This is a genomic window from Xanthomonas hortorum pv. cynarae (assembly GCF_002939985.1).
Classification (GTDB): domain Bacteria; phylum Pseudomonadota; class Gammaproteobacteria; order Xanthomonadales; family Xanthomonadaceae; genus Xanthomonas; species Xanthomonas hortorum_D.
Genome location: NZ_MDFM01000024.1, coordinates 61,971 through 80,243 on the forward strand (window position 1 = coordinate 61,971; position 18,273 = coordinate 80,243).

Annotated in this window: 15 protein-coding genes, 1 other RNA gene and 1 pseudogene; 12 read left to right on the forward strand and 5 right to left on the reverse strand. The window is 65.2% G+C overall.

Features of this window, described 5'->3' with window-relative positions; genetic code table 11:
- The 5 genes from XcyCFBP4188_RS16190 to XcyCFBP4188_RS16215 all read left to right on the forward strand — a co-directional run bounded on the left by XcyCFBP4188_RS16190 (nucleotide 1) and on the right by XcyCFBP4188_RS16215 (nucleotide 5,612).
- The gene (locus XcyCFBP4188_RS16190; protein WP_043909146.1) at nucleotides 1-1,107 is read left to right on the forward strand and encodes an AI-2E family transporter; all 1,107 of its coding nucleotides are present in this window, start codon (nucleotides 1-3) and stop codon (nucleotides 1,105-1,107) included.
- A gap of 93 nt (nucleotides 1,108-1,200) precedes the next feature.
- Complete coding sequence (locus XcyCFBP4188_RS16195) at nucleotides 1,201-1,938, forward strand: HAD family hydrolase (protein WP_006450938.1); 738 nt, start codon at nucleotides 1,201-1,203, stop codon at nucleotides 1,936-1,938.
- A 42-nt stretch (nucleotides 1,939-1,980) separates the two neighbouring features.
- On the forward strand, nucleotides 1,981-3,351 hold the full coding sequence (locus XcyCFBP4188_RS16200) for a leucyl aminopeptidase family protein (RefSeq protein ID WP_104592441.1): 1,371 nt from the start codon (nucleotides 1,981-1,983) through the stop codon (nucleotides 3,349-3,351).
- A gap of 627 nt (nucleotides 3,352-3,978) precedes the next feature.
- Nucleotides 3,979-5,073: a catalase family peroxidase gene (locus XcyCFBP4188_RS16210; protein WP_043907318.1), complete on the forward strand. Its 1,095-nt coding sequence runs from the start codon at nucleotides 3,979-3,981 to the stop codon at nucleotides 5,071-5,073.
- On the forward strand, nucleotides 5,070-5,612 hold the full coding sequence (locus tag XcyCFBP4188_RS16215; protein ID WP_006448821.1) for a cytochrome b: 543 nt from the start codon (nucleotides 5,070-5,072) through the stop codon (nucleotides 5,610-5,612). The genes XcyCFBP4188_RS16210 and XcyCFBP4188_RS16215 overlap by 4 nt, the downstream gene beginning before the upstream one ends.
- Nucleotides 5,613-5,892: 280 nt before the next feature.
- Here the strand turns inward: XcyCFBP4188_RS16215 and XcyCFBP4188_RS16220 are convergent, their stop codons facing one another.
- The 3 genes from XcyCFBP4188_RS16220 to XcyCFBP4188_RS16230 form a co-directional block, all read right to left on the reverse strand.
- Nucleotides 5,893-6,681 (reverse strand): ThuA domain-containing protein, encoded by a 789-nt coding sequence (locus tag XcyCFBP4188_RS16220; protein ID WP_006448820.1) that lies wholly within the window; start codon nucleotides 6,679-6,681, stop codon nucleotides 5,893-5,895.
- Nucleotides 6,682-7,039: 358 nt separating this feature from the next.
- Complete coding sequence (locus tag XcyCFBP4188_RS16225; protein WP_006448819.1) at nucleotides 7,040-7,642, reverse strand: response regulator transcription factor; 603 nt, start codon at nucleotides 7,640-7,642, stop codon at nucleotides 7,040-7,042.
- 91 nt (nucleotides 7,643-7,733) lie between these two features.
- A complete protein-coding gene (locus XcyCFBP4188_RS16230; RefSeq protein ID WP_006448818.1) occupies nucleotides 7,734-8,921 on the reverse strand; it encodes a sensor histidine kinase in 1,188 nt (395 codons plus the stop codon).
- A 435-nt stretch (nucleotides 8,922-9,356) separates the two neighbouring features.
- On the opposite strand from XcyCFBP4188_RS16230, the gene XcyCFBP4188_RS16235 reads away from it, so the two are divergent.
- The 5 genes from XcyCFBP4188_RS16235 (at nucleotide 9,357) to XcyCFBP4188_RS16255 (ending at nucleotide 15,488) form a co-directional block, all read left to right on the forward strand.
- Nucleotides 9,357-10,601 carry an efflux RND transporter periplasmic adaptor subunit gene (locus XcyCFBP4188_RS16235; RefSeq protein WP_006448817.1) on the forward strand — a complete coding sequence of 415 codons (1,245 nt, stop codon included), beginning with the start codon at nucleotides 9,357-9,359 and terminating at the stop codon, nucleotides 10,599-10,601.
- 388 nt (nucleotides 10,602-10,989) lie between these two features.
- Nucleotides 10,990-11,679, forward strand: coding sequence for an ABC transporter ATP-binding protein (locus XcyCFBP4188_RS16240; protein ID WP_006448816.1), 690 nt, complete (start codon nucleotides 10,990-10,992; stop codon nucleotides 11,677-11,679).
- Nucleotides 11,680-11,691: 12 nt separating this feature from the next.
- Nucleotides 11,692-12,852 (forward strand): ABC transporter permease, encoded by a 1,161-nt coding sequence (locus XcyCFBP4188_RS16245; RefSeq protein ID WP_006448815.1) that lies wholly within the window; start codon nucleotides 11,692-11,694, stop codon nucleotides 12,850-12,852.
- Between the two features lie 13 nt (nucleotides 12,853-12,865).
- Nucleotides 12,866-14,185 (forward strand): ABC transporter permease, encoded by a 1,320-nt coding sequence (locus XcyCFBP4188_RS16250; protein ID WP_043907316.1) that lies wholly within the window; start codon nucleotides 12,866-12,868, stop codon nucleotides 14,183-14,185.
- A gap of 187 nt (nucleotides 14,186-14,372) precedes the next feature.
- Nucleotides 14,373-15,488 (forward strand): alpha/beta fold hydrolase, encoded by a 1,116-nt coding sequence (locus XcyCFBP4188_RS16255; protein ID WP_104592442.1) that lies wholly within the window; start codon nucleotides 14,373-14,375, stop codon nucleotides 15,486-15,488.
- Nucleotides 15,489-15,682: 194 nt separating this feature from the next.
- Here XcyCFBP4188_RS16255 and rarD read toward each other — a convergent pair.
- Nucleotides 15,683-16,595: pseudogene (gene rarD / locus XcyCFBP4188_RS16260) on the reverse strand (EamA family transporter RarD).
- The gene (yedA, locus tag XcyCFBP4188_RS16265; RefSeq protein ID WP_174705854.1) at nucleotides 16,592-17,533 is read right to left on the reverse strand and encodes a drug/metabolite exporter YedA; all 942 of its coding nucleotides are present in this window, start codon (nucleotides 17,531-17,533) and stop codon (nucleotides 16,592-16,594) included. Before yedA ends, rarD begins: the two are co-directional and overlap by 4 nt.
- 44 nt (nucleotides 17,534-17,577) lie before the next feature.
- Between yedA and XcyCFBP4188_RS16270 the strand changes: the two genes are divergently transcribed.
- Together XcyCFBP4188_RS16270 and XcyCFBP4188_RS16275 are read left to right on the forward strand one after the other, a co-directional pair.
- A complete protein-coding gene (locus XcyCFBP4188_RS16270; RefSeq protein WP_074056475.1) occupies nucleotides 17,578-18,048 on the forward strand; it encodes a Rap1a/Tai family immunity protein in 471 nt (156 codons plus the stop codon).
- 59 nt (nucleotides 18,049-18,107) lie between these two features.
- A non-coding RNA gene (locus XcyCFBP4188_RS16275) (sX9 sRNA) lies at nucleotides 18,108-18,184 on the forward strand.
- Nucleotides 18,185-18,273 lie beyond the last annotated feature (89 nt).

The following is an 18,273-nucleotide window of genomic DNA, read 5'->3' on the forward strand; positions in this document are numbered from 1 at the left end:
ATGTCTTTTCCCATCGATTCATTGGATGCTGCCGTCCCGGCAGAATCGCTCCCGCCTCCACCGGCACCGCGCCCACGCGCGCCAGTCTCGCTGGTGGTGTTGGCGACGCTCGCGGTGGGTTACACCTTGTGGGCCGCACAGACGATCATCCTGCCGGTAATGCTGGCGGCGTTCTTCGCACTGATCGGCAATCCCATCTTGCGCGGATTGCGCAAGCTCTACATCCCGCGTTTCCTGGGCGCCTTTATGGTGTTGTGCCTGGGGTTGGCCGGCACCGTGGCGCTCGCCGCGCAACTGGCGGGCCCGGCGGCGGAATGGGTGCAGCAGGCACCGCGGCAGATGCGCCAGATCGCACGCGATGTGCGCGATCTCACCAAGCCGGTGATGCAGGCCAACCAGGCGGCGGAAAATTTTGCACGTGCGGCCGGCGGCGAAGGCCAGCGCAACGTGCAGATCGTGCGCACGCAGATGGACGACCCGTACAAGGCGCTGGTGCGCACGCCTAAATTGGCCGCATCGGTGTTGGCGGTGGTGCTGCTGACGTTCTTCTTCATGGTCTATGGCGAAAGCCTGCAGCGGCATGCGATCGCCTTGCTGCCCAATCGACAGCAACAGCGCTTCACCACCGAAATCATGCTGGACATCGAACGCGAGGTCTCGCGCTATGTACTCACCATCAGCGTGATCAATACGCTGGTCGGACTGGTCTTCGCCGGCATTCTGTATGCGCTCAAGATTCCGCTGCCCGAAGCATTGCTGTGGGGCACGGTGGTGGCGCTGCTCAACTTCGCGCCTTATGTGGGCCCGCTGATCGGCGTGATGCTGATGCTGCTGATGGGTTTTGTGGAATTCCGCACCACCTTGTCGGCGATGCTGCCGGCGATCCTGTATCTGGCGCTGCACACCATCGAAGGCCAGGTGGTGACCCCGATCGTGCTGGGCCGACGCATGGCAATCTCGCCGCTGATGTTGATTTTGGCGCTGATGCTGTTCGGCTGGCTGTGGGGCATGGTGGGCCTGCTGCTGGCGGTGCCGCTGCTGGTCTGCATCAAGATGGTGCTGAGCCGGGTGGAGGGGATGCAGCGTTGGGCCAGGCTGCTTGAGTAGCCGGGAATCGGGAGTTGGGAATCGCAAGAGCAGAGGCGCCGCTCTACCCATTCTCGATTCCCGACTCCCCATTCCCGGCATTACAGTCTCGCGATGAGCTTCCACATCAGCGCCATCACTCTCGACCTCGACGATACGTTGTGGCCCTTTGCGCCGATCGGGGCGCGGATCGATCAGGTGCTGTACGACTGGATGCGCGAGCACAGCCCGGTCACTGCCGAGCGCTTCCCGGTAGAGGCGATGCGCGAGCTGCGTGAGCGCAGCTTTGCCGACAACCCGCACCTGCATCACGACCTCAGCGCGCTGCGCCGGTTGACGCTGGAAATGGCGCTGCGCGAGAGCGGCGGCGATCTGGCGTTGCTGGAACCGGCCTATGAGGTGTTCTACGCCGCGCGCAACCAGGTGGAATGCTATCCGGATGCGCTCGACGCACTGGCACGCATCGCTGCGCATGTGCCGGTGGCCGCGCTCAGCAACGGCAATGCCGATCTGCAGCGCATCGGGTTGATGCACCACTTTGCGTTTCAACTTGGCTCGCGCGAACACGGCAGCGCAAAACCCGACCCGAGCATCTTCCTGGCCGCATGCGCGCGGCTGGACGCGCCGCCGGCCCAGGTGCTGCATGTGGGCGACCACGTGCGCATGGACGTGCTCGGCGCGCTGGATGCCGGCTTGCGCGCGTGCTGGATCAATCGCGAAGGCGCGCAGTGGTCGCACCCCACGCAGCAGCCGGATCTGGAGTTCAACTCCATGGCCGGGCTGGCCGATTGGCTCGACGCACACCGGCCGCATCCAGGCGCCGCACACGCTGGCGTCCGCCTTCCCGCCTGAGCCACTATTGCTCGGCGCACGGCGCCGCATTCAAGGATTCCCATGTCGCAGCTCACCGGTTTCATCGATCCCAACGCCGCCGCGTTGCCGCTGTATGTGCTCGACCGCGCAAGCTTTGCAGGTTGGTGCGCCGAGCAGCCCACGCGTGTGTTGTCGTGGGCGCAGGCGCAGCGCTTCGATGCCACACAGGGCAGCGTGTTGTTGTTGCCAGGCGAAAACGGGCTGACCGGGGCGATCCTGGGCATCGGCGACCGCGCCGATGCCTACGCCTACGCACATGCACCGATGGCGTTGCCGCCGGCGAGCCGCTGGACGCTGGCCAGCGCATTGAGCGACACCGAACAGGCACTGCTGCACCTGGGCTGGGGCTTGGGCGCGTATCGCTTCTCGCGCTATCGCAAGGTGCCGCGTGCCCCGGCCGAACTGGCGGCCACGCCATCGGCGGAAACCCGCGCCTTGATCGAAGCCTGCCTGCGCGTGCGCGACTGGGTCAATACGCCCACCGAAGACATGGGCCCGCAACAACTGGAAGATGCCACGCGCGCACTTGCGCAAAAGCATGGCGCGCAGGTCGAGGCGATCGTCGGTGAGGAATTGCTGGCGCAGAACTTCCCCACCATCCATGCAGTGGGACGTGCCTCGCATCGCGCGCCGCGTCTGATCGCGCTGCGCTGGGGCGCGGCCGAGCATCCGCATCTGGTGCTGGTCGGCAAGGGCGTGTGCTTCGATACCGGCGGGCTGGATCTGAAACCGGCCGACGGCATGCGCAACATGAAAAAAGATATGGGCGGTGCGGCGCATGCGCTGGCACTGGCCGGCCTGGTCATGGCGCAGCAGTTGCCGGTGCGGCTGACCTTGCTGATTCCTGCAGTGGAAAACGCCGTTGGCCCGGATGCGTTCCGCCCCGGCGAAGTCATCACCACCCGCGCCGGCGTTACGGTGGAAGTGGACAACACCGATGCCGAAGGCCGCCTGGTGCTGTGCGATGCGCTGAGCTACGCCACCGAACAGCGCCCCGATCTGATCCTGGATTTCGCAACGCTCACCGGTGCCGCGCGCATCGCACTAGGCCCGGATCTGCCTGCACTGTTCGCCAACGACGATGCCCTGGCGCAGGCCTGGCTGAGTGCTGGCGAGCAGACCCGCGACCCGGTCTGGCGCATGCCGCTGTGGCGCCCGTACCTGCGCTATCTCAACAGCCACGTGGCCGACATGGCCAACGCCGGCTCGCGCATGGCCGGCGCCGTCACTGCCGCGCTGTATCTGGAGCGCTTCGTCGCGCCGGGCCAGCGATGGGCGCATCTGGACGTGTACGCCTGGAACGACAGCGACCGCCCCGGCCGCCCGGCCGGCGGCGAAGCATTGGCGTTGCGCTCGGCTTACGCGATGCTCAAGCAGCGTTACGGTGGCTGAGGCCGGCTGACACCACGGCGTTCAACAAACTCGCCTTTGTCGACGAGTGAAGTGATGTCGACAATGGCAGCGACGTTGATCGGATTAAGTGCGTGATCAGGCCGCACCACATCTGACATCCGCGCCGCATTCACGGCTCGCAACCATGCAGACCGACCATCTCGACTAGTCCTTGCCCGCCCACCGTCGCGGGACCTTATGCGGCATGGATGCCGCAGAAGAGCCTACATGGACGTACTTGCGGCGTGTCCCGCGATGGTGGGCGGGCAAGGACCCTGCAGCCAAGTCGCAGCACCAATGCTCTACAACCGACGCATCCACACCGTTCGACCAACCTCTCAAGGTGACCGAGCGCTCGAGCTTCAGCGTCATTTGGATATCCCTAGCCGAGCGGGTCGAAGGCGTAATGCCCTCAGCACGCTGCGCCATTGCCCGTCATCGGGATCACTCATCGGCCGCTTTGGTGGCGGCATCACACAGTAGACGCACTGAAGCGTGGACTATTCGTCCACGGGTCGCGCCTGTGCCGTAGGTTGGCAGGCGTGGCAGTCACTGCGCCACACGTCGTCTCATCGCATCGACTTTTTACTGCACCGACTCTTGCTGCATCGCCCACCGGAGCCAGCCATGAACTTGCCACCTCCTTCTCCACCGCCGCAGCGCTCGCGTGCTGTGGCGCCGCTGCTCGGCATCGCCGCGATTGCCGGCGGCATCGCGGTGGCGTTCGCCTGGACCGCCGGCTGGATCGGTAGCGACCGGCTCACCGCCGCGCGCATGACCGACACCATCGAATCCAGCGGGCCGCCGCATCCGGGCTTTCGCCGCGCGCACACCAAAGGCGTGTGCGTGAGCGGCGAATTCAAGGCCAGCGGCAAGGCCACCTGGCTGTCGTCGGCACGCATCTTCAGCCAGGCCAGCACACCGGTGCTGGGGCGCATGTCGATCGGCGGCGGCGACCCGCATGGCGCCGATGGTGCCGCGCGCGTACGCAGCATGGCGCTGCTGTTGCGCAGCGACGACGGGCAGGAATGGCGCACCGCGATGAACAGTTTTCCGTTCTTCGTGGTGGCCACGCCAGCGGGTTTTCAAGCGCTCAATGTGGCCTCCAAGCCGGACCCGGCCACCGGCAAACCCGATCCGGCCAAGCTGGCCGCGTTCGGCAAGCAGTATCCGGAAGCGGCCAAGTTTCAGCAGTGGGCCAAGACCGCGCCGTGGTCGGATAGTTGGGCCAACACGCAGTACAACGGGGTAAATGCGTTTCGCGCGATTGCCGCCGATGGACGCGAGCGTTACATCCGCTGGTCGATGCGTCCGCATACGCCGTTCAAGGAACTGAGTGCGGAGCAGCGTGCCAAGGCCGATGGTGATTTTCTCGCCACCGATCTCGATCAGCGTCTGGCGCAGGGACCGTTGCGTTGGGACATGGTGCTGACCATCGCCGAACCGGGCGATGCGGTGGACGATCCCTCGCAACCATGGCCGGAAGGCCGCAAGCAGATCGTGGCCGGTACCGTCTCGATCGATCATGCCGAGCCACAGGCCAGCGGCCCGTGCCGCGATCTCAATTACGACCCGCTGATTTTGCCCAAGGGTATCGCGGGCTCGAACGACCCGATCCTGGCGGCGCGTTCATCGGTGTATTCGCAGTCGTTCAATCGCCGCGAGCATGAAATCGCCAACGGCCAAGGCAGTGCCGCCACCGGCCAGGGAGCCCACCCATGAGCAGCGGCACGCATTTCAATCTGCCCGCACGCGTGCTGCATTGGCTGATGGCCGCGATGATCCTGACCATGCTGTTTGTTGGCGTGGGCATGGTGGCCTCGGTCACGCAGCGGCCGTGGTTGATCGATCTGCATCGTCCGCTGGGTATTGCGATTTTGATTCTTGCGGTGCTGCGCTTGATCAACCGCCTGCGCAACCGCCCGCCGCCGTTGCCGGCCGATCTGCCGGCATGGCAAAAAGCTGCTGCGATAGCCTCGCACTGGTTGCTGTATGCGTTGATGCTCGGCATGCCGCTGATCGGCTGGGCGATGTTGTCGGCCGGCGCGTATCCGATCGTACTGTGGCCTGGCGCGCAATTGCCGCCGATCGCACCGCACGATCCTGCGTTGTATGCATGGCTGCGTAGTGCGCATGGCTGGTTGGCGTATCTGTTGTTTGCCACGGTGCTGGGGCATCTGAGCGCGGCGCTGTTTCATGCGTGGGTGCGCCGGGATGGCGTGTTTTCCAGCATGGCGCGTGGGGAGCGGTCTGCGCGTTGATGGGTGAGTGCGTGGTTGAAGACGTGTTGCACAGCGTAATTTCACTGCGCGACGTACCCTCACCCCAACCCCTCTCCCGGTGGGAGAGGGGCTTGATTGCCTCTAGCCTTGAGGGTGATCCATGCCACGCACAAAGCGGCTTAGTCCCTTCTCCCGCCGGGAGAAGGTGCCCCGCAGGGGCGGATGAGGGTACGAGCGAAGCCTCGTAATCCCACTCGCCAAGTGGCTTTGCCCCGCACCCTCACCCCAACCCCTCTCCCGAGGGGAGAGGGGCTAATGCTTAACGCTGGCGCTTTGTTTCAGCCGCTGGCGTAAATGCGTCGATGCCTTTGCCAGTCGCGGCCCAGTAAATCCCGCCGTAAAGATGATCTAAATAGCGCGGGTCGTTATATGCCTCGGCCAGATGACCAAGCGCGGTGGCGAACACGCGGCTGCCTTCGAAGTGGTGATACCACGCCACCGGATGCTGCTTGCCCATGCCCTTGGCGACCTGCCCGGGCCAGATCAGCGTGGGGTCGTAGCTGGTCTCGTCAACCGTCAACAACGTGACCAGGTCATCGCTGTACGGCGCATCGTATTCGTACCATTCGTCGGTCCACACCCAACGTTTGGGCAGGCCGGCAGTGGCCGGGAAGTTCACATCGGCCACATCCACCATCGCAGTCTGCATATAGGGATGCGTGCGGAACGAGCGGCCGATCAAATGGTCGTACCACTCCCACTCACCACGCTTGATCGCGAAGGCCTTGTGCACCGCGACCACGCCGCCGCCGTTGCGCACGTACTTCTGGAAGTTCGCGCGCTGGGTGGGATCCAGATCGGTGGCCGGTGTATTGAGCAGCACGATCGCCGCGTATTGCGACAGATCGCCATCGAAGGCCTTGGCATTCCACGCCCATACCAGCTCGACATAGTGCTTGCGCGCCATCGCTTCGAATTGCGGCTTGGCCACCGGGATATAGTCGTGGTGATACTGGTTGGGAATGGCCGCCACCAGTATCTTGAATTGCTCGGCGGACGCGTTGAACGCGCAGATCAGCAACAAGCCCAACAGCCACACAGATTTCATGCAGTTACTCGCGGTGGTGACGATCGCTGTGCAGTGTACCTGCGCGGCGACGGCATGCCTTCGCACGCATTTGGAATAGCTGTTGATCGCTCCACAGCGCATGGCCGATGTAAGCCGTTGCGCCTGGAAGCGATCGCAAAGCAAGCAGGCAATGCATGCAACGTCGCAGTGCGCTTGCTTACAAGATGCTGAACGCGTGCGCACGAGATGCATGGCTGCAGTGCAGCGACCAACCGCTCGCATAAGCTCTGACGATTGAACGCCCTGGCCGCGCCCGCTTGGCAATCAGCAGCAATGTTCGGAGGGCGCAAGCTAAACACGCCGATAGCGATCACGCACCGCGCGTGCCCGCCAGCAGTTACAGCCAGCCTTTCTGCCGCGCCAACCGATACGCTTCGATACGATTGGCGACCCCCAGCTTGCCGATGCATTCGGACAGGTGGTTGCGCACCGTGCCGTGCGATAGCTGCAGTTGCTGCGCGATCTCGCTGGCCGAGCGGCCTTCGCCAGCCAACCGCAACACGGTGCGCTCGCGTTCGCTCAAGGGGTCGGCTTCCACCCACGCGTCCACTGCCAGTTGCGGGTCGATCACCCGCCCGCCACGTTGCACCTGACGCAGCGCGCTGACCAGTTGTTCGGCCGGCGCATCCTTGAGCAGATACGCGGCGACGCCGGCATCCAGCGCGCGACGCAAAAATCCGGGGCGGGCGAAGGTGGTGACGATCATCACCCGCACCGGCAGCGCCTGGCGCTGGATACGCTGGGCCAGTTCCAGGCCGGTCAGACCGGGCATTTCGATATCGGTGATCAATACATCCGGTTGCAGGCGTTGCAGCTCGCGCCAGGCACTTTCGCCATCGCCTGCGCTGCCGACCACCTCGATATCGTCTTCCAGTCCAAGCAAGGCGACCAATGCGCCACGCAGCAGCGCCTGGTCTTCGGCCAACAACACCCGGATCATCGCGCGCGCTCGTCTGCAGACAATGGTGGCGCACGATAGCAGCGGTGACACCTGCCGTGCATTGAGTGAGGTGCAGTCGGCGCAGGTGCACTCAACGCGACTGCGGCACCAGCGGCACCGGCAATGGCGGCAGTGCCGGTGCCAGCGTGGGGCGCGGCAACGGTAGGCTGGCGCGCAGGCGCATGCCGCGCGGCAGGGCCTCCACCTCCAGCGCGCCACCCAGTCCATGCAGGCGCGTGCGCATGCCGTCCAGGCCATTGCCGGGCACGATCACACCGCCGCGCCCGTCGTCGCTGATGTCCAGCACCGCCTGCTCGCCTTGCGCGCGCAGGCTCACGCACACACGTCTGGCTTGCGCATGCCGTTGCACATTGGTGGCCGCTTCGCGCACCACCAGGGCCAGTGCAGTCTCGTGTTCGGGCGGCAATGCCAGCGCTTCCAGCTGGTGTTCCAGCACGATGCCGTCCATGTCCAGCAATACACGTGCCGATGCCAGCTCGGCCACCAGCCCGGCGGCGCGGATGCCGGTGACCGCACGCCGCACCTGCGCCAAGGCATCGCGCGAAATCTGCGCCACTGCATCAATCTCGCTGCGCGCGGCCTGCGGGTCGCGTTCGATCAGGCGCGCGGCCAGATCGGACTTGAGCGCCACCAACGACAAGGTGTGGCCGAGCAGATCGTGCAGATCGCGCCCGATGCGCTCGCGCTCGGCGGTGGCGGCCAATCGACGTACTTCATCCTGCGACAGCCTTAGCAACGCGTCCTTGCGTTCGTTGATGCTGTAGACAGCCCCAACCGCAGCCATGCCCAGCACCGACACCGGCAGCCACACCAGCGACTGCAGGCGCATTCCCAGCCAGTGCGCCCAGCCCAGGTACAGCGCGTTCATCGCCACCAGCATCGCGAAGTGCCGCCACACCGCATGCCGCGTGGATGGGCGCAGGCTCAGGCAGGCGAACACGAAATAGCTGATGCCCGAGGGATACACCGGCAACAACGCGGCACTGAGCACGCCCATCGCCCAGGCATAGCGATACAGGGTGCCGCGCGGCGCCAGCAACATGCGCGCGTACAGCAGCAGGAACACCGGATACGACAGCAGCGTGCACAGCAGCCACGTGCTGTCGTACCCGCGCGAGGAAAACACCGGCACCACGAACACCCAGCTCGACCACAGCAGGTGCACGCCATCCATCCACGGCGACTGGCCTTGCGCCAGCCGCGCGGCAACCTGCGAATTGGCGGCGGGGCGAAGCCAGCCGGGAAGCCATAAGCGCATCGGGATGGGTCCCTGTGAGTGATCGGATTCTGCCACTGCCGGGCCCGCCGCGTGAGGCGAGGCAACTGGCCGCTGCGGGCGAGCGGTCTCATGCATCTGCAGCGCCCGGTTGCATAGGTACATGGCAATCCCTTGAAACAGCTAGCGGCACGCACAGGCAGTGCAGGTGGACGCAGAGCATGGCGATTCCGGCAGTCATGACGATGGCGCAGCGTGGCCCAGCGCTACGAGCGCGGCCAGTCGCCGCTGTCATGGCGTGCAGGTGACAGCTGTCACTGGTGGCCGACGCCGCCGTTGTCGCATGCTGCGCAGCACCTTGCAGTAGCGTTGGATCGCACGACCGTTCGTCGCCGCAGCTGTGTTGGTGACTTCCGGCAGCTTGCGGCGCCGTCCACGGCCCGTCACATTTTGCGCAGCATCCCGTCCTGGTCATCGATGAATACTTCCGCCGATCTGCTCAAGCAACTCCGTATCGACCGCCAGCGTCCTGCCGACCCTGCGCCTGCACGGCGCGGCGGCTGGATCATCGCCGCCGTTGTCATCGTCATCCTGTTGGCGGCTACGGCGTGGTGGTTCACCCGCCGCCCGGTGGCGAAGGTGCAGACCGCGCCGGTGGTGGCGATCAGCGCAGGCAGCAGTAGCGCCTCGGTGCTGGATGCGTCGGGCTACGTGGTGGCGCGGCGCATGGCCACGGTGTCGGCGCAGGTCACCGGCAAGGTGCGCGAGGTGATGATCGAAGAAGGCATGCGTGTCGAACAGGGCCAGGTGATGGCCACGCTCGACCCGCTGGATGCCGAAGCGCAGCGCACCCTGTCCGCATCGCAACTGTCTGCCGCACGCAGCCAGGTCGACAATATGCAGGCGCAACTGGCGGTGGCCAATGCCGATGCCACGCGGCTGCAATCGCTGGTCGGCGCGCAACTGGTCTCACGCTCGCAGTACGAACAGGCCACCGCACAACGCGACGCCTTGCGCGCGCAGTTGCAGAACGCGCAGCGTAATGTGCGCGTGGCGTCCGACCAACTGGCGATCTCGGCGATCCGCTCGGACTTCAACGTGGTGCGCGCGCCGTTTGCCGGCGTGGTCACCGCCAAGGCCGCGCAGCCCGGCGAAATCGTCTCGCCGTTGTCGGCTGGCGGCGGCTTCACCCGCACCGGCATCGGCACCATCGTGGATATGGAATCGCTGGAAATCGAGGTGGAAGTCGGCGAGTCCTACATCGGCCGCGTGCAACCGAAGATGCCGGTGGAAGCAGTGCTCAACGCCTATCCGGAATGGAAGATTCCCGGCGAAGTGATCGCCATCATTCCCACCGCCGACCGCGGCAAGGCCACGGTAAAAGTGCGCGTGGCCTTCAAGGTCAAGGACCCGCGCATCGTGCCGGAGATGGGCGTGCGGGTGAGCTTTCTGGAACAAGCCAAACCACAGGAGGCCAGCAAGCCGCAGGGCGTACGCGTGCCGAGTGCGGCGCTGGTCGAACGCGACACGCGCACGGTGGCGTTCGTGGTTGGCGAGCGCAACACCGTCAGCGCGCAGACGGTCACTCCCGGCATGGTGATGGGCGAGGACCGCCAGGTGCTATCGGGTTTGAGTGCAGGCGACAGCGTGGTGCTGGATCCGCCGCAAAGCCTGAAAGACGGCGACACGGTGGCGGAAGCAGAACCGGACGCTGCCGAGTAACGGCAACGACCGCTGCGGTAAAACGTAGGTAGCGATGCCGCTCAGGGGAGCGCGGTGCCCGCGTTGGCGGCCATTCGATACGCACGTCGTTGCGCCTGGATGGCGCTGCAGTTGAACAAAGCGCAGTGAACACGCACCAAAGAACGCGATGTTGATCTTGATCCACATCGAACCTCGTTATCGCTCATTGCAGAAATAAAACGCTCGGGCGTCGCCGCCAGGCGCAATTGAGCGCTTCGCCCGGCACTCGCGTCTTTCGTTGCACGGCGCTGCACTGCCCTGCAACGCCACAGTCATCGCATCTCGCCTTGCCGCTTCAATGCAATCGCAATCGCAGTCGCCATGCCGCACCGCCCTCACTCTTCCCATTGCACCGCCAGGAGTCGCCATGACCGCTCTCGTCAGCTTGCGCAACATCACCAAGACCTACCAACGCGGCCCCGAGCAGGTGCAGGTGTTGCACGGTATCGACCTGGACATTGCCAACGGCGACTTCGTCGCATTGATGGGTCCGTCCGGTTCAGGCAAGACCACCTTGCTCAATCTGATCGGCGGCCTGGACAGCCCCAGCGGTGGCGAGATCGAGATTCAAGGCGAGCGCATCGATCGCATGAGTGGCGGCCAGCTGGCGACTTGGCGCAGTCACCACGTCGGCTTCGTGTTCCAGTTCTATAACCTGATGCCGATGCTCACCGCGCAGAAGAACGTGGAGCTGCCGCTGCTGCTCACCTCGCTCAATGCTGCGCAACGCAAACGCAATGCGGAAATCGCCCTGACCCTGGTCGGCCTGCAGGAACGCCGCACCCACAAACCCAGCGAGTTATCCGGCGGCCAGCAGCAACGCGTGGCGATCGCGCGCGCGATCGTGTCCGACCCGACTTTCCTGATCTGCGACGAACCCACCGGCGATCTGGATCGCCACAACGCCGAAGAAATCCTGCGCCTGCTGCAGGAACTCAATCGCGAACACGGCAAGACCATCGTGATGGTCACCCACGACCCCAAGGCCGCCGAGTACGCCACCCATACCATCCACCTGGACAAGGGCGAGCTGGCCGACGCGCCGCTTGTGCTCTAAAGGAGTGATGCCATGAAGTATCTCTCGTTGGTCTGGGCGCAGTTGTTCCGCAGCAAGACCCGCACCTTGTTGACGCTGTTGTCGGTGGTGGCGGCATTTTTGTTGTTCGGCATGCTCGATTCGGTGCGCGTGGCCTTCACCTCCGGCGGCAATGTCAGCGGTGTGGACCGGCTGGTGGTCGCTTCGCGTTTGTCGATTACGCAATCACTGCCGATCAGCCTGGAATCGCAGATCCGCAGCGTGCCGGGCGTGCGCGATGTGACCTCGGCGATGTGGTTCGGCGGTATTTATCGCGACCCGAAGAACTTCTTCCCCAACTTCTCGGTGGCGCCCAACTTCTTCGACGTCTACAGCGAATACGAGCTGCCCAAAGACCAGCTCAAGGCTTTCCAGACCACGCGCACCGGCGCCATCGTCGGAGAGAGCCTGGCCAAGGCCAATGGCTGGAAGATCGGCGACACCATCCCGTTGCAGGCCACCATCTTTCCGCGCGGTGGCAGCAACGACTGGCCGTTGCAACTGGTCGGCATCTTCCGCATGAAGGACCGCACGGTGGCAGCCAATCAGGAACGCCAGTTGATGATGAACTGGAAATATTTCGACGAGTCCAACGACTACATCAAGAGCAAGGTCAGCTGGTACACGGTGACGCTGCGCAATGCCGACCAGGCCTCGCGCGTGGCACAGGCAATCGATGCGTTGTCGGCCAACTCCGATCACGAAACCAAGTCGCAGACCGAATCGGCGTTCCAGCAGGCCTTCCTCAAACAGTTCGCCGATATCGGGCTGATCGTCACCTCGATCATGGCGGCGGTATTTTTCACCTTGTTGCTGCTGACCGGCAACACCATGGCGCAGGCAGTGCGCGAGCGCATACCGGAGTTGGCCACGCTCAAGACGCTGGGCTTTCAGGACCGCACCGTGTTGAGTCTGGTGATGGTCGAATCGGTGCTGTTGATCGGGCTGGGCGGGTTGATCGGCATGGGCCTGGCAGCGTTGGTGATCCCAATGGTGGCCGCACGCAGCGGCGGGGTGATGCCGGTGCAGAGCGTGCCGCTGCAGACCTGGTTGGTCGGGCTGGGGCTGATGGCCGGCATCGGCATCGTGGTGGGTGTGCTGCCGGCGTTACGCGCGCAGCGCTTGAAGATCGTCGATGCCCTCGCCGGCCGCTGACAGGAGCAGGCACATGCAAACCAAATGGAAGAACCGTCTCGTCAATCTGATGTCGGTCGTGTTGCTGGCTGTCGGGCTGGGCGTGTGGATCGCGCTGCCGTGGATCGGCGTGTTGGTGCTCGCCGTCGTGCTGGCGGTGTGGCTGGTCGCCACACGCAGCGGCCGGCTATCGTTGGCCGCCGCGCGTATCGGCATCGCTACCTTGCCGCAACGCTGGGGTGCCAGCTCGGTGATCGTGGTCGGCATTGCCGGCGTGGTCGGCGTGCTGGTGGCGATGCTGGCGATGGGCCAGGGCTTCCAGGCCACGCTCAACAACACCGGCGACGACACCACTGCCATTGTGTTGCGCGGCGGCTCGCAGGCGGAAACCAACTCGGTGATCACCCGCAACCTGGTGCCGCTGGTCAGCAGCCTGCCCGGCATCGCTGCCGATGCCAACGGCCGCCCGCTGTTGTCGCCCGAGCTCTCGCAAGTGGTCAACATCGCCTCCAAGTCCGATGGCACCGACGTCAACGCGCAAGTGCGTGGCGTGGGCGAACAGGCCTGGGCGGTGCATGACAAGGTCAAGCTCGTGCAGGGCCGGCGCTTCACCACCGGCCTGCGCGAGATCGTGGTCGGCAAGGGCGCGTTGAATCAGTTCCGCGGGCTGGAACTGGGCAAGACGCTCACCCTCGGCAGCCAGCAATGGACCGTGGTCGGCGTGTTCGCCTCCGGCGATGCGCACGATTCGGAGCTGTGGACCGATGCGCAGACGCTGGCCACCACCTACAACCGCAGCGCCTACCAGTCGATCAGCGTACGCACTGCCGGCAAGGCCGGATTTAGCCAGTTCAAGACCGCCATGGCCGCCGACCCGCGGCTCAAGCTGGATGTGGAAACCACGCGCGCGTACTACGGCAAACAAGGCGGCGGCTTGAACAAGTTGATCAGCATCCTGGGCACGGTGATCGGCGCGATCATGGCGGTGGGCGCGGTGTTCGGCGCGCTCAACACCATGTATGCGGCGGTGGCCACGCGGGCGCGCGAGATCGCCACCATGCGTGCGATCGGTTTTCGCGGCACGCCGGTGATCATGGCGCTGATGCTGGAAACCATGTTGCTGGCATTGCTGGGCGGCCTGCTCGGCGGCTTGATCGCCTGGGCGGTGTTCAATGGCTATAGCGTGTCCACGCTGGGCAACAACTTCAGCCAGATCGTGTTCCAGTTCAAGGTCTCGCCGGAGCTGTTGTGGAGCGGGCTGAAATGGGCGCTGGGCATCGGACTGGTCGGCGGGCTGTTCCCGGCGTTGCGCGCGGCGCGGTTGCCGATTACCACGGCGTTGCGTGAGGTGTAGCGCGGGCCGTTGGCCCGCCGGGAATGGGGAATCGGGAGTGGGGAATCGTTGCAGCCAAGGTAGCTGAGCGCGGGTGCTGCGGCTGAACGTAGTGCAGACTGTCATCGTTTTGTCACTGCAGTGCGGTAGATGCGCGGGTCGGGCAGGCCGTAGCCTGCTCGACCGTTTCATCCATCGATCTCTCGCCATGATGCGCCTGATTCTGCTGGCCTGCGCCTGCCTGTGGCTGGCCGGTTGTTCTTCGTCCTCGACCTCGCTCAGCGAGCGCCTGGTTGCGCCCGGTGGCGTATCGCCGTTGCTGGACGAGGAGCGCATCGCCGCCACCATCGCCACGGTGCCCAACCGCAGCGGGCATGTGGTGACGCGCGATCAGGTGCCGATCTTCTGGCGCGCCATCGACCCCGGCCAGTACGCCATGCAGTACCGCTATCTCGGGCAGCGCAACGATCCGGCGCATGTGCTGGATGTCGATTTCAGCTTCAAAGTGCCCACCGCCCCCCCGCCGACGCCGCGCGGTACCGTGGTGCTGCTGCACGGCTGGATGATGGATGGCGATTCGCTGCTGCCATGGTCGCTGGAATTGGCGCAGGCCGGCTACCGGGTGATCACCATCGACCTGCGCAATCACGGCCATTCCGGCGGTGGCCCCTCCGGTTACGGCACACGCGAATCCGATGACGTGATCGATGTGCTCGATGCGCTGCAGCCGCGCGGCGAAATCCGCGGCCCGCTGTATCTGTTCGGCATTTCCTATGGCGCTGCCACCGCGCTGTTCACCGCCGACAAACTTGGGCCGCGCGTCGCCGGTGTGGTGGCAATGGAATCCTTCGCCAATGCCGGGCGTGGCATCCGCGACATGGTGCCGCACCTGCTCACCAGCCAACCGAACGGCTGGCGCGGGCAGGCGGTGGCCGCCTATGCACGTTGGCGCTATGCCGACCAGAATATCGATGCGGTGATCGCTGCCGCCGACAGCCAACTCCAGCTGAATCTGGACCACGTCGATGTCGCGCACGCCCTGGCCGACACCCGCAGCTGCGTGCTGCTGTTGCACGGCGATGCCGATCAGCACATCCCGGTCGCACACGGGCGTGCGCTGGCGCTGGCCAGCCCGCGCGCGCACTACGTCGAACTGCCCGGCGAAAACCATCTGAGCCTGCCACTGCGGCTGGACCTGCTCGGCGGGCCCATCGATCACTGGCTGGCGCAAACGCAACAGGACCCGAGCCACTGTCCGGCGCCACAGGCACTGCCGACCTCTACGCTCGCGGTGGCGACACCGGCAGTGGCGCCGCGCGGCTGAGAGCGGCCGACAAAACGTCGCGCGCGGTCCTCAATGGGAGCGGACCGCACGCTCCTGACCGGCGTTTACAAATGACATGCCGATGTCGAGCAGCGACTGCGCCCGCACAGCCCTGAGCGCAGTGGTCCGGCAGTCACCTGCATCCAGACGGGAGCCGTACAACGGCAGGCTGCCGGAGCGCGCACGACCGATGCTTAGGGAACCACCACAGCCGGCCGCCGCGAACGCAACACGCTGTCGCCAACGAATAACAGCAACCCCACCCAGATCGCCGCAAATCCAATCGCGCGCCCCTGATCGAACGGCTCGTGGAAGAACCACACGCCCAGCAGCAGCTGCAGGCTCGGCCCGATGTATTGCAGGATGCCCACCAGCGACAGCGGAATCCGCCGCACGCCATACGCAAACCCGATCAGCGGCACCGCCGTCACCACGCCGCCGAAGATCAGCAGCAGGTCGGTGCGCAACTCCCAGCCGCTCAGGAAAGCGCCGCCATGGCCCTGCTCGCCCCAGCCGGCCAGCAGCAGCGCCGGCACGAACAGATACACGCTTTCCACGCCCAACCCGGCCACCGGATCCACCGCCACCAGCTTGCGCAGCAAGCCGTAGGCACCGAACGAAAACGCCAGCCCCAAGGCGATCCACGGCGGCGCACCGGCATCGAGGGTCAACCACAGCACGCCGAGTGTGGCGCACACCACCGCCACCCACTGGATGCGCTGCAGGCGTTCCTTGAGCACCAGCACGCCCAGCAACACGCTCAGCAACGGATTGATGAAGTAGCCCAGGCTGGCTTCGATCACATGCCCGGCGTTGATCGCCCAGATGTACAGGCCCCAGTTGAACGCAATCGCCACGCTGCTGCCGGCCAGCATCCACAACGCGCGCGGCTGCGCGGCGATCTGGCGCCACCAACGCAGGCCCGATGTCGCCAGCAACCACGCCACCACCAGCACCGTGCTCCAGACGATGCGGTGCGCAATGATCTGCAGCGACGGGCACCGCCTTGAGCAGATGCCAGTACAGCGGCACCAGGCCCCAGATCACGAAGGTCGATGCGGTGATCAACAGGCCGCGACGCGCCTCGATCGGCGAGACCGCACTCATCGCCGCGCCTTGGCCAAGGTCACCACCAATACGCCCGCCAGAATCACCGCCATCGCCCCGATATCGTGCGCGCTGAAACGCTCATGCCCGAGCCAGGCGCCCAACCCCACCGCAATCACCGGGTTGACGTAGGCGTAGCTGCCGGCCAACGCCGGGCGCACGTAATGCAGCAGCCACACGTAGGCGGTGAACGCCACGATCGAGCCGAACACGCACAGGTAGGCCACGGCCAGCAGCCCCTGCGGTGTCGGCAAGCTGTGCGGGCGCTCGCCGATCAGCAGGCCGGTGCTGACCAACAGCACGCCACCGCACAGCATCTGCCCGGCAGCGGTCATGAACGGTGAGGGCAGATCGCGCCCGCGCGACCACACCGAACCGAACGCCCAGCCGATCGGTGCGATCAGCAACAACACCAATCCGCCAGGCGTCGCGGTCAGGCTGCTACCGGCGTTGAGCCAGACCACACCGAGGAAGCCGATCACGATGCCAAGCCATTCGCCACGGCTGGCATGCTGCCCACGCAACGCGCCGAACAACGCCATCCACAACGGCACCGATGCCACCGACGTGGCGGCCAGGCCGGACGACACGCTGCGCTCGGCCAAGACCACCATGCCATTGCCCAGCAGCAACAAGGCCGCGCCCATCAAGGCCACGTTCTTCCATTGCGCACGCGTCGGCGCGGCCACACCGCGCCAGCGCAGTACCGCATACAGCACCGTGCCGGCCACGATAAAGCGCGTGCCCGACACCATGGTCAACGGCAACGCGCCACCTTCCAGCGCAAACCGGATCGCCAGATAGGTCGAGCCCCAGACCACGTAGACCAGCAACAACGCGAGAGCGACCAACCCGCTGCGCGCAGGCGCGGCAGCGTCGTGAGAGGAAGACATCGGAACAGGGCCAAGTGCAGCGGAAGCTTCAATTCTAGAGCACATGCCCAAGCCGACGCCGCACGCAGCCAGCGGCCACCTATCGCGGTATGGTGCGAGCCAACCCGCATCCGAGAGTACACATGCAGCTTCGCCTTCCCTGGCTGGCCCTGGCCGCCCTGACCACGCTTTCCACCACGGCATCGGCACGCGCACCCGAGCCCTGGGAACTCAGCGGGCGCAAGCTGATCGAGGCCGGGCTGGACGGATCGCTGGCGCCGGAAATCGACGCGCCAGCGCAGCTCGAATTCAAGGTCCTGGTTTCGGCCAGCCGCGCCGGTGCCTACCTGCTCGGCGTCGCCAGCGCCAGCTACCGCACGCAGTGGTGCATGCCGGCAGGCAAGGCAGGCACACCGGATCTGCAGGCGATCATCGCCGATATCGGCGCGCTGCCCGACGCGCGCCAGGACCAAGCAGCGCCTGACCTGATCGTCCAGGCGCTGGCCAAACGCTATCCGTGCGGCGGCGCGCGCGCCAAGGGTGCGGCGGGCAACGCGCAGCGCAATCCTGGCAAGCCTTAGCGCGGCTAATAAACGATTGCGCTCACCGCCAGGCGGGCGCGGCCGGTGCTCGGCGCGGCATGTACCACTCGTCCACTCCGGTTCTGAGCGCGCCGTCGGCACCCACCTGACGACTGCTCGCTACGGCTTGTCAGCCGCTCTTAGAGCGTGTTATGAACTTTGAAATAGAGCGGCTGCATTTCCAAGCATCAGGATCGTGAAGACGACAAAGTGCAAACCGGCCAA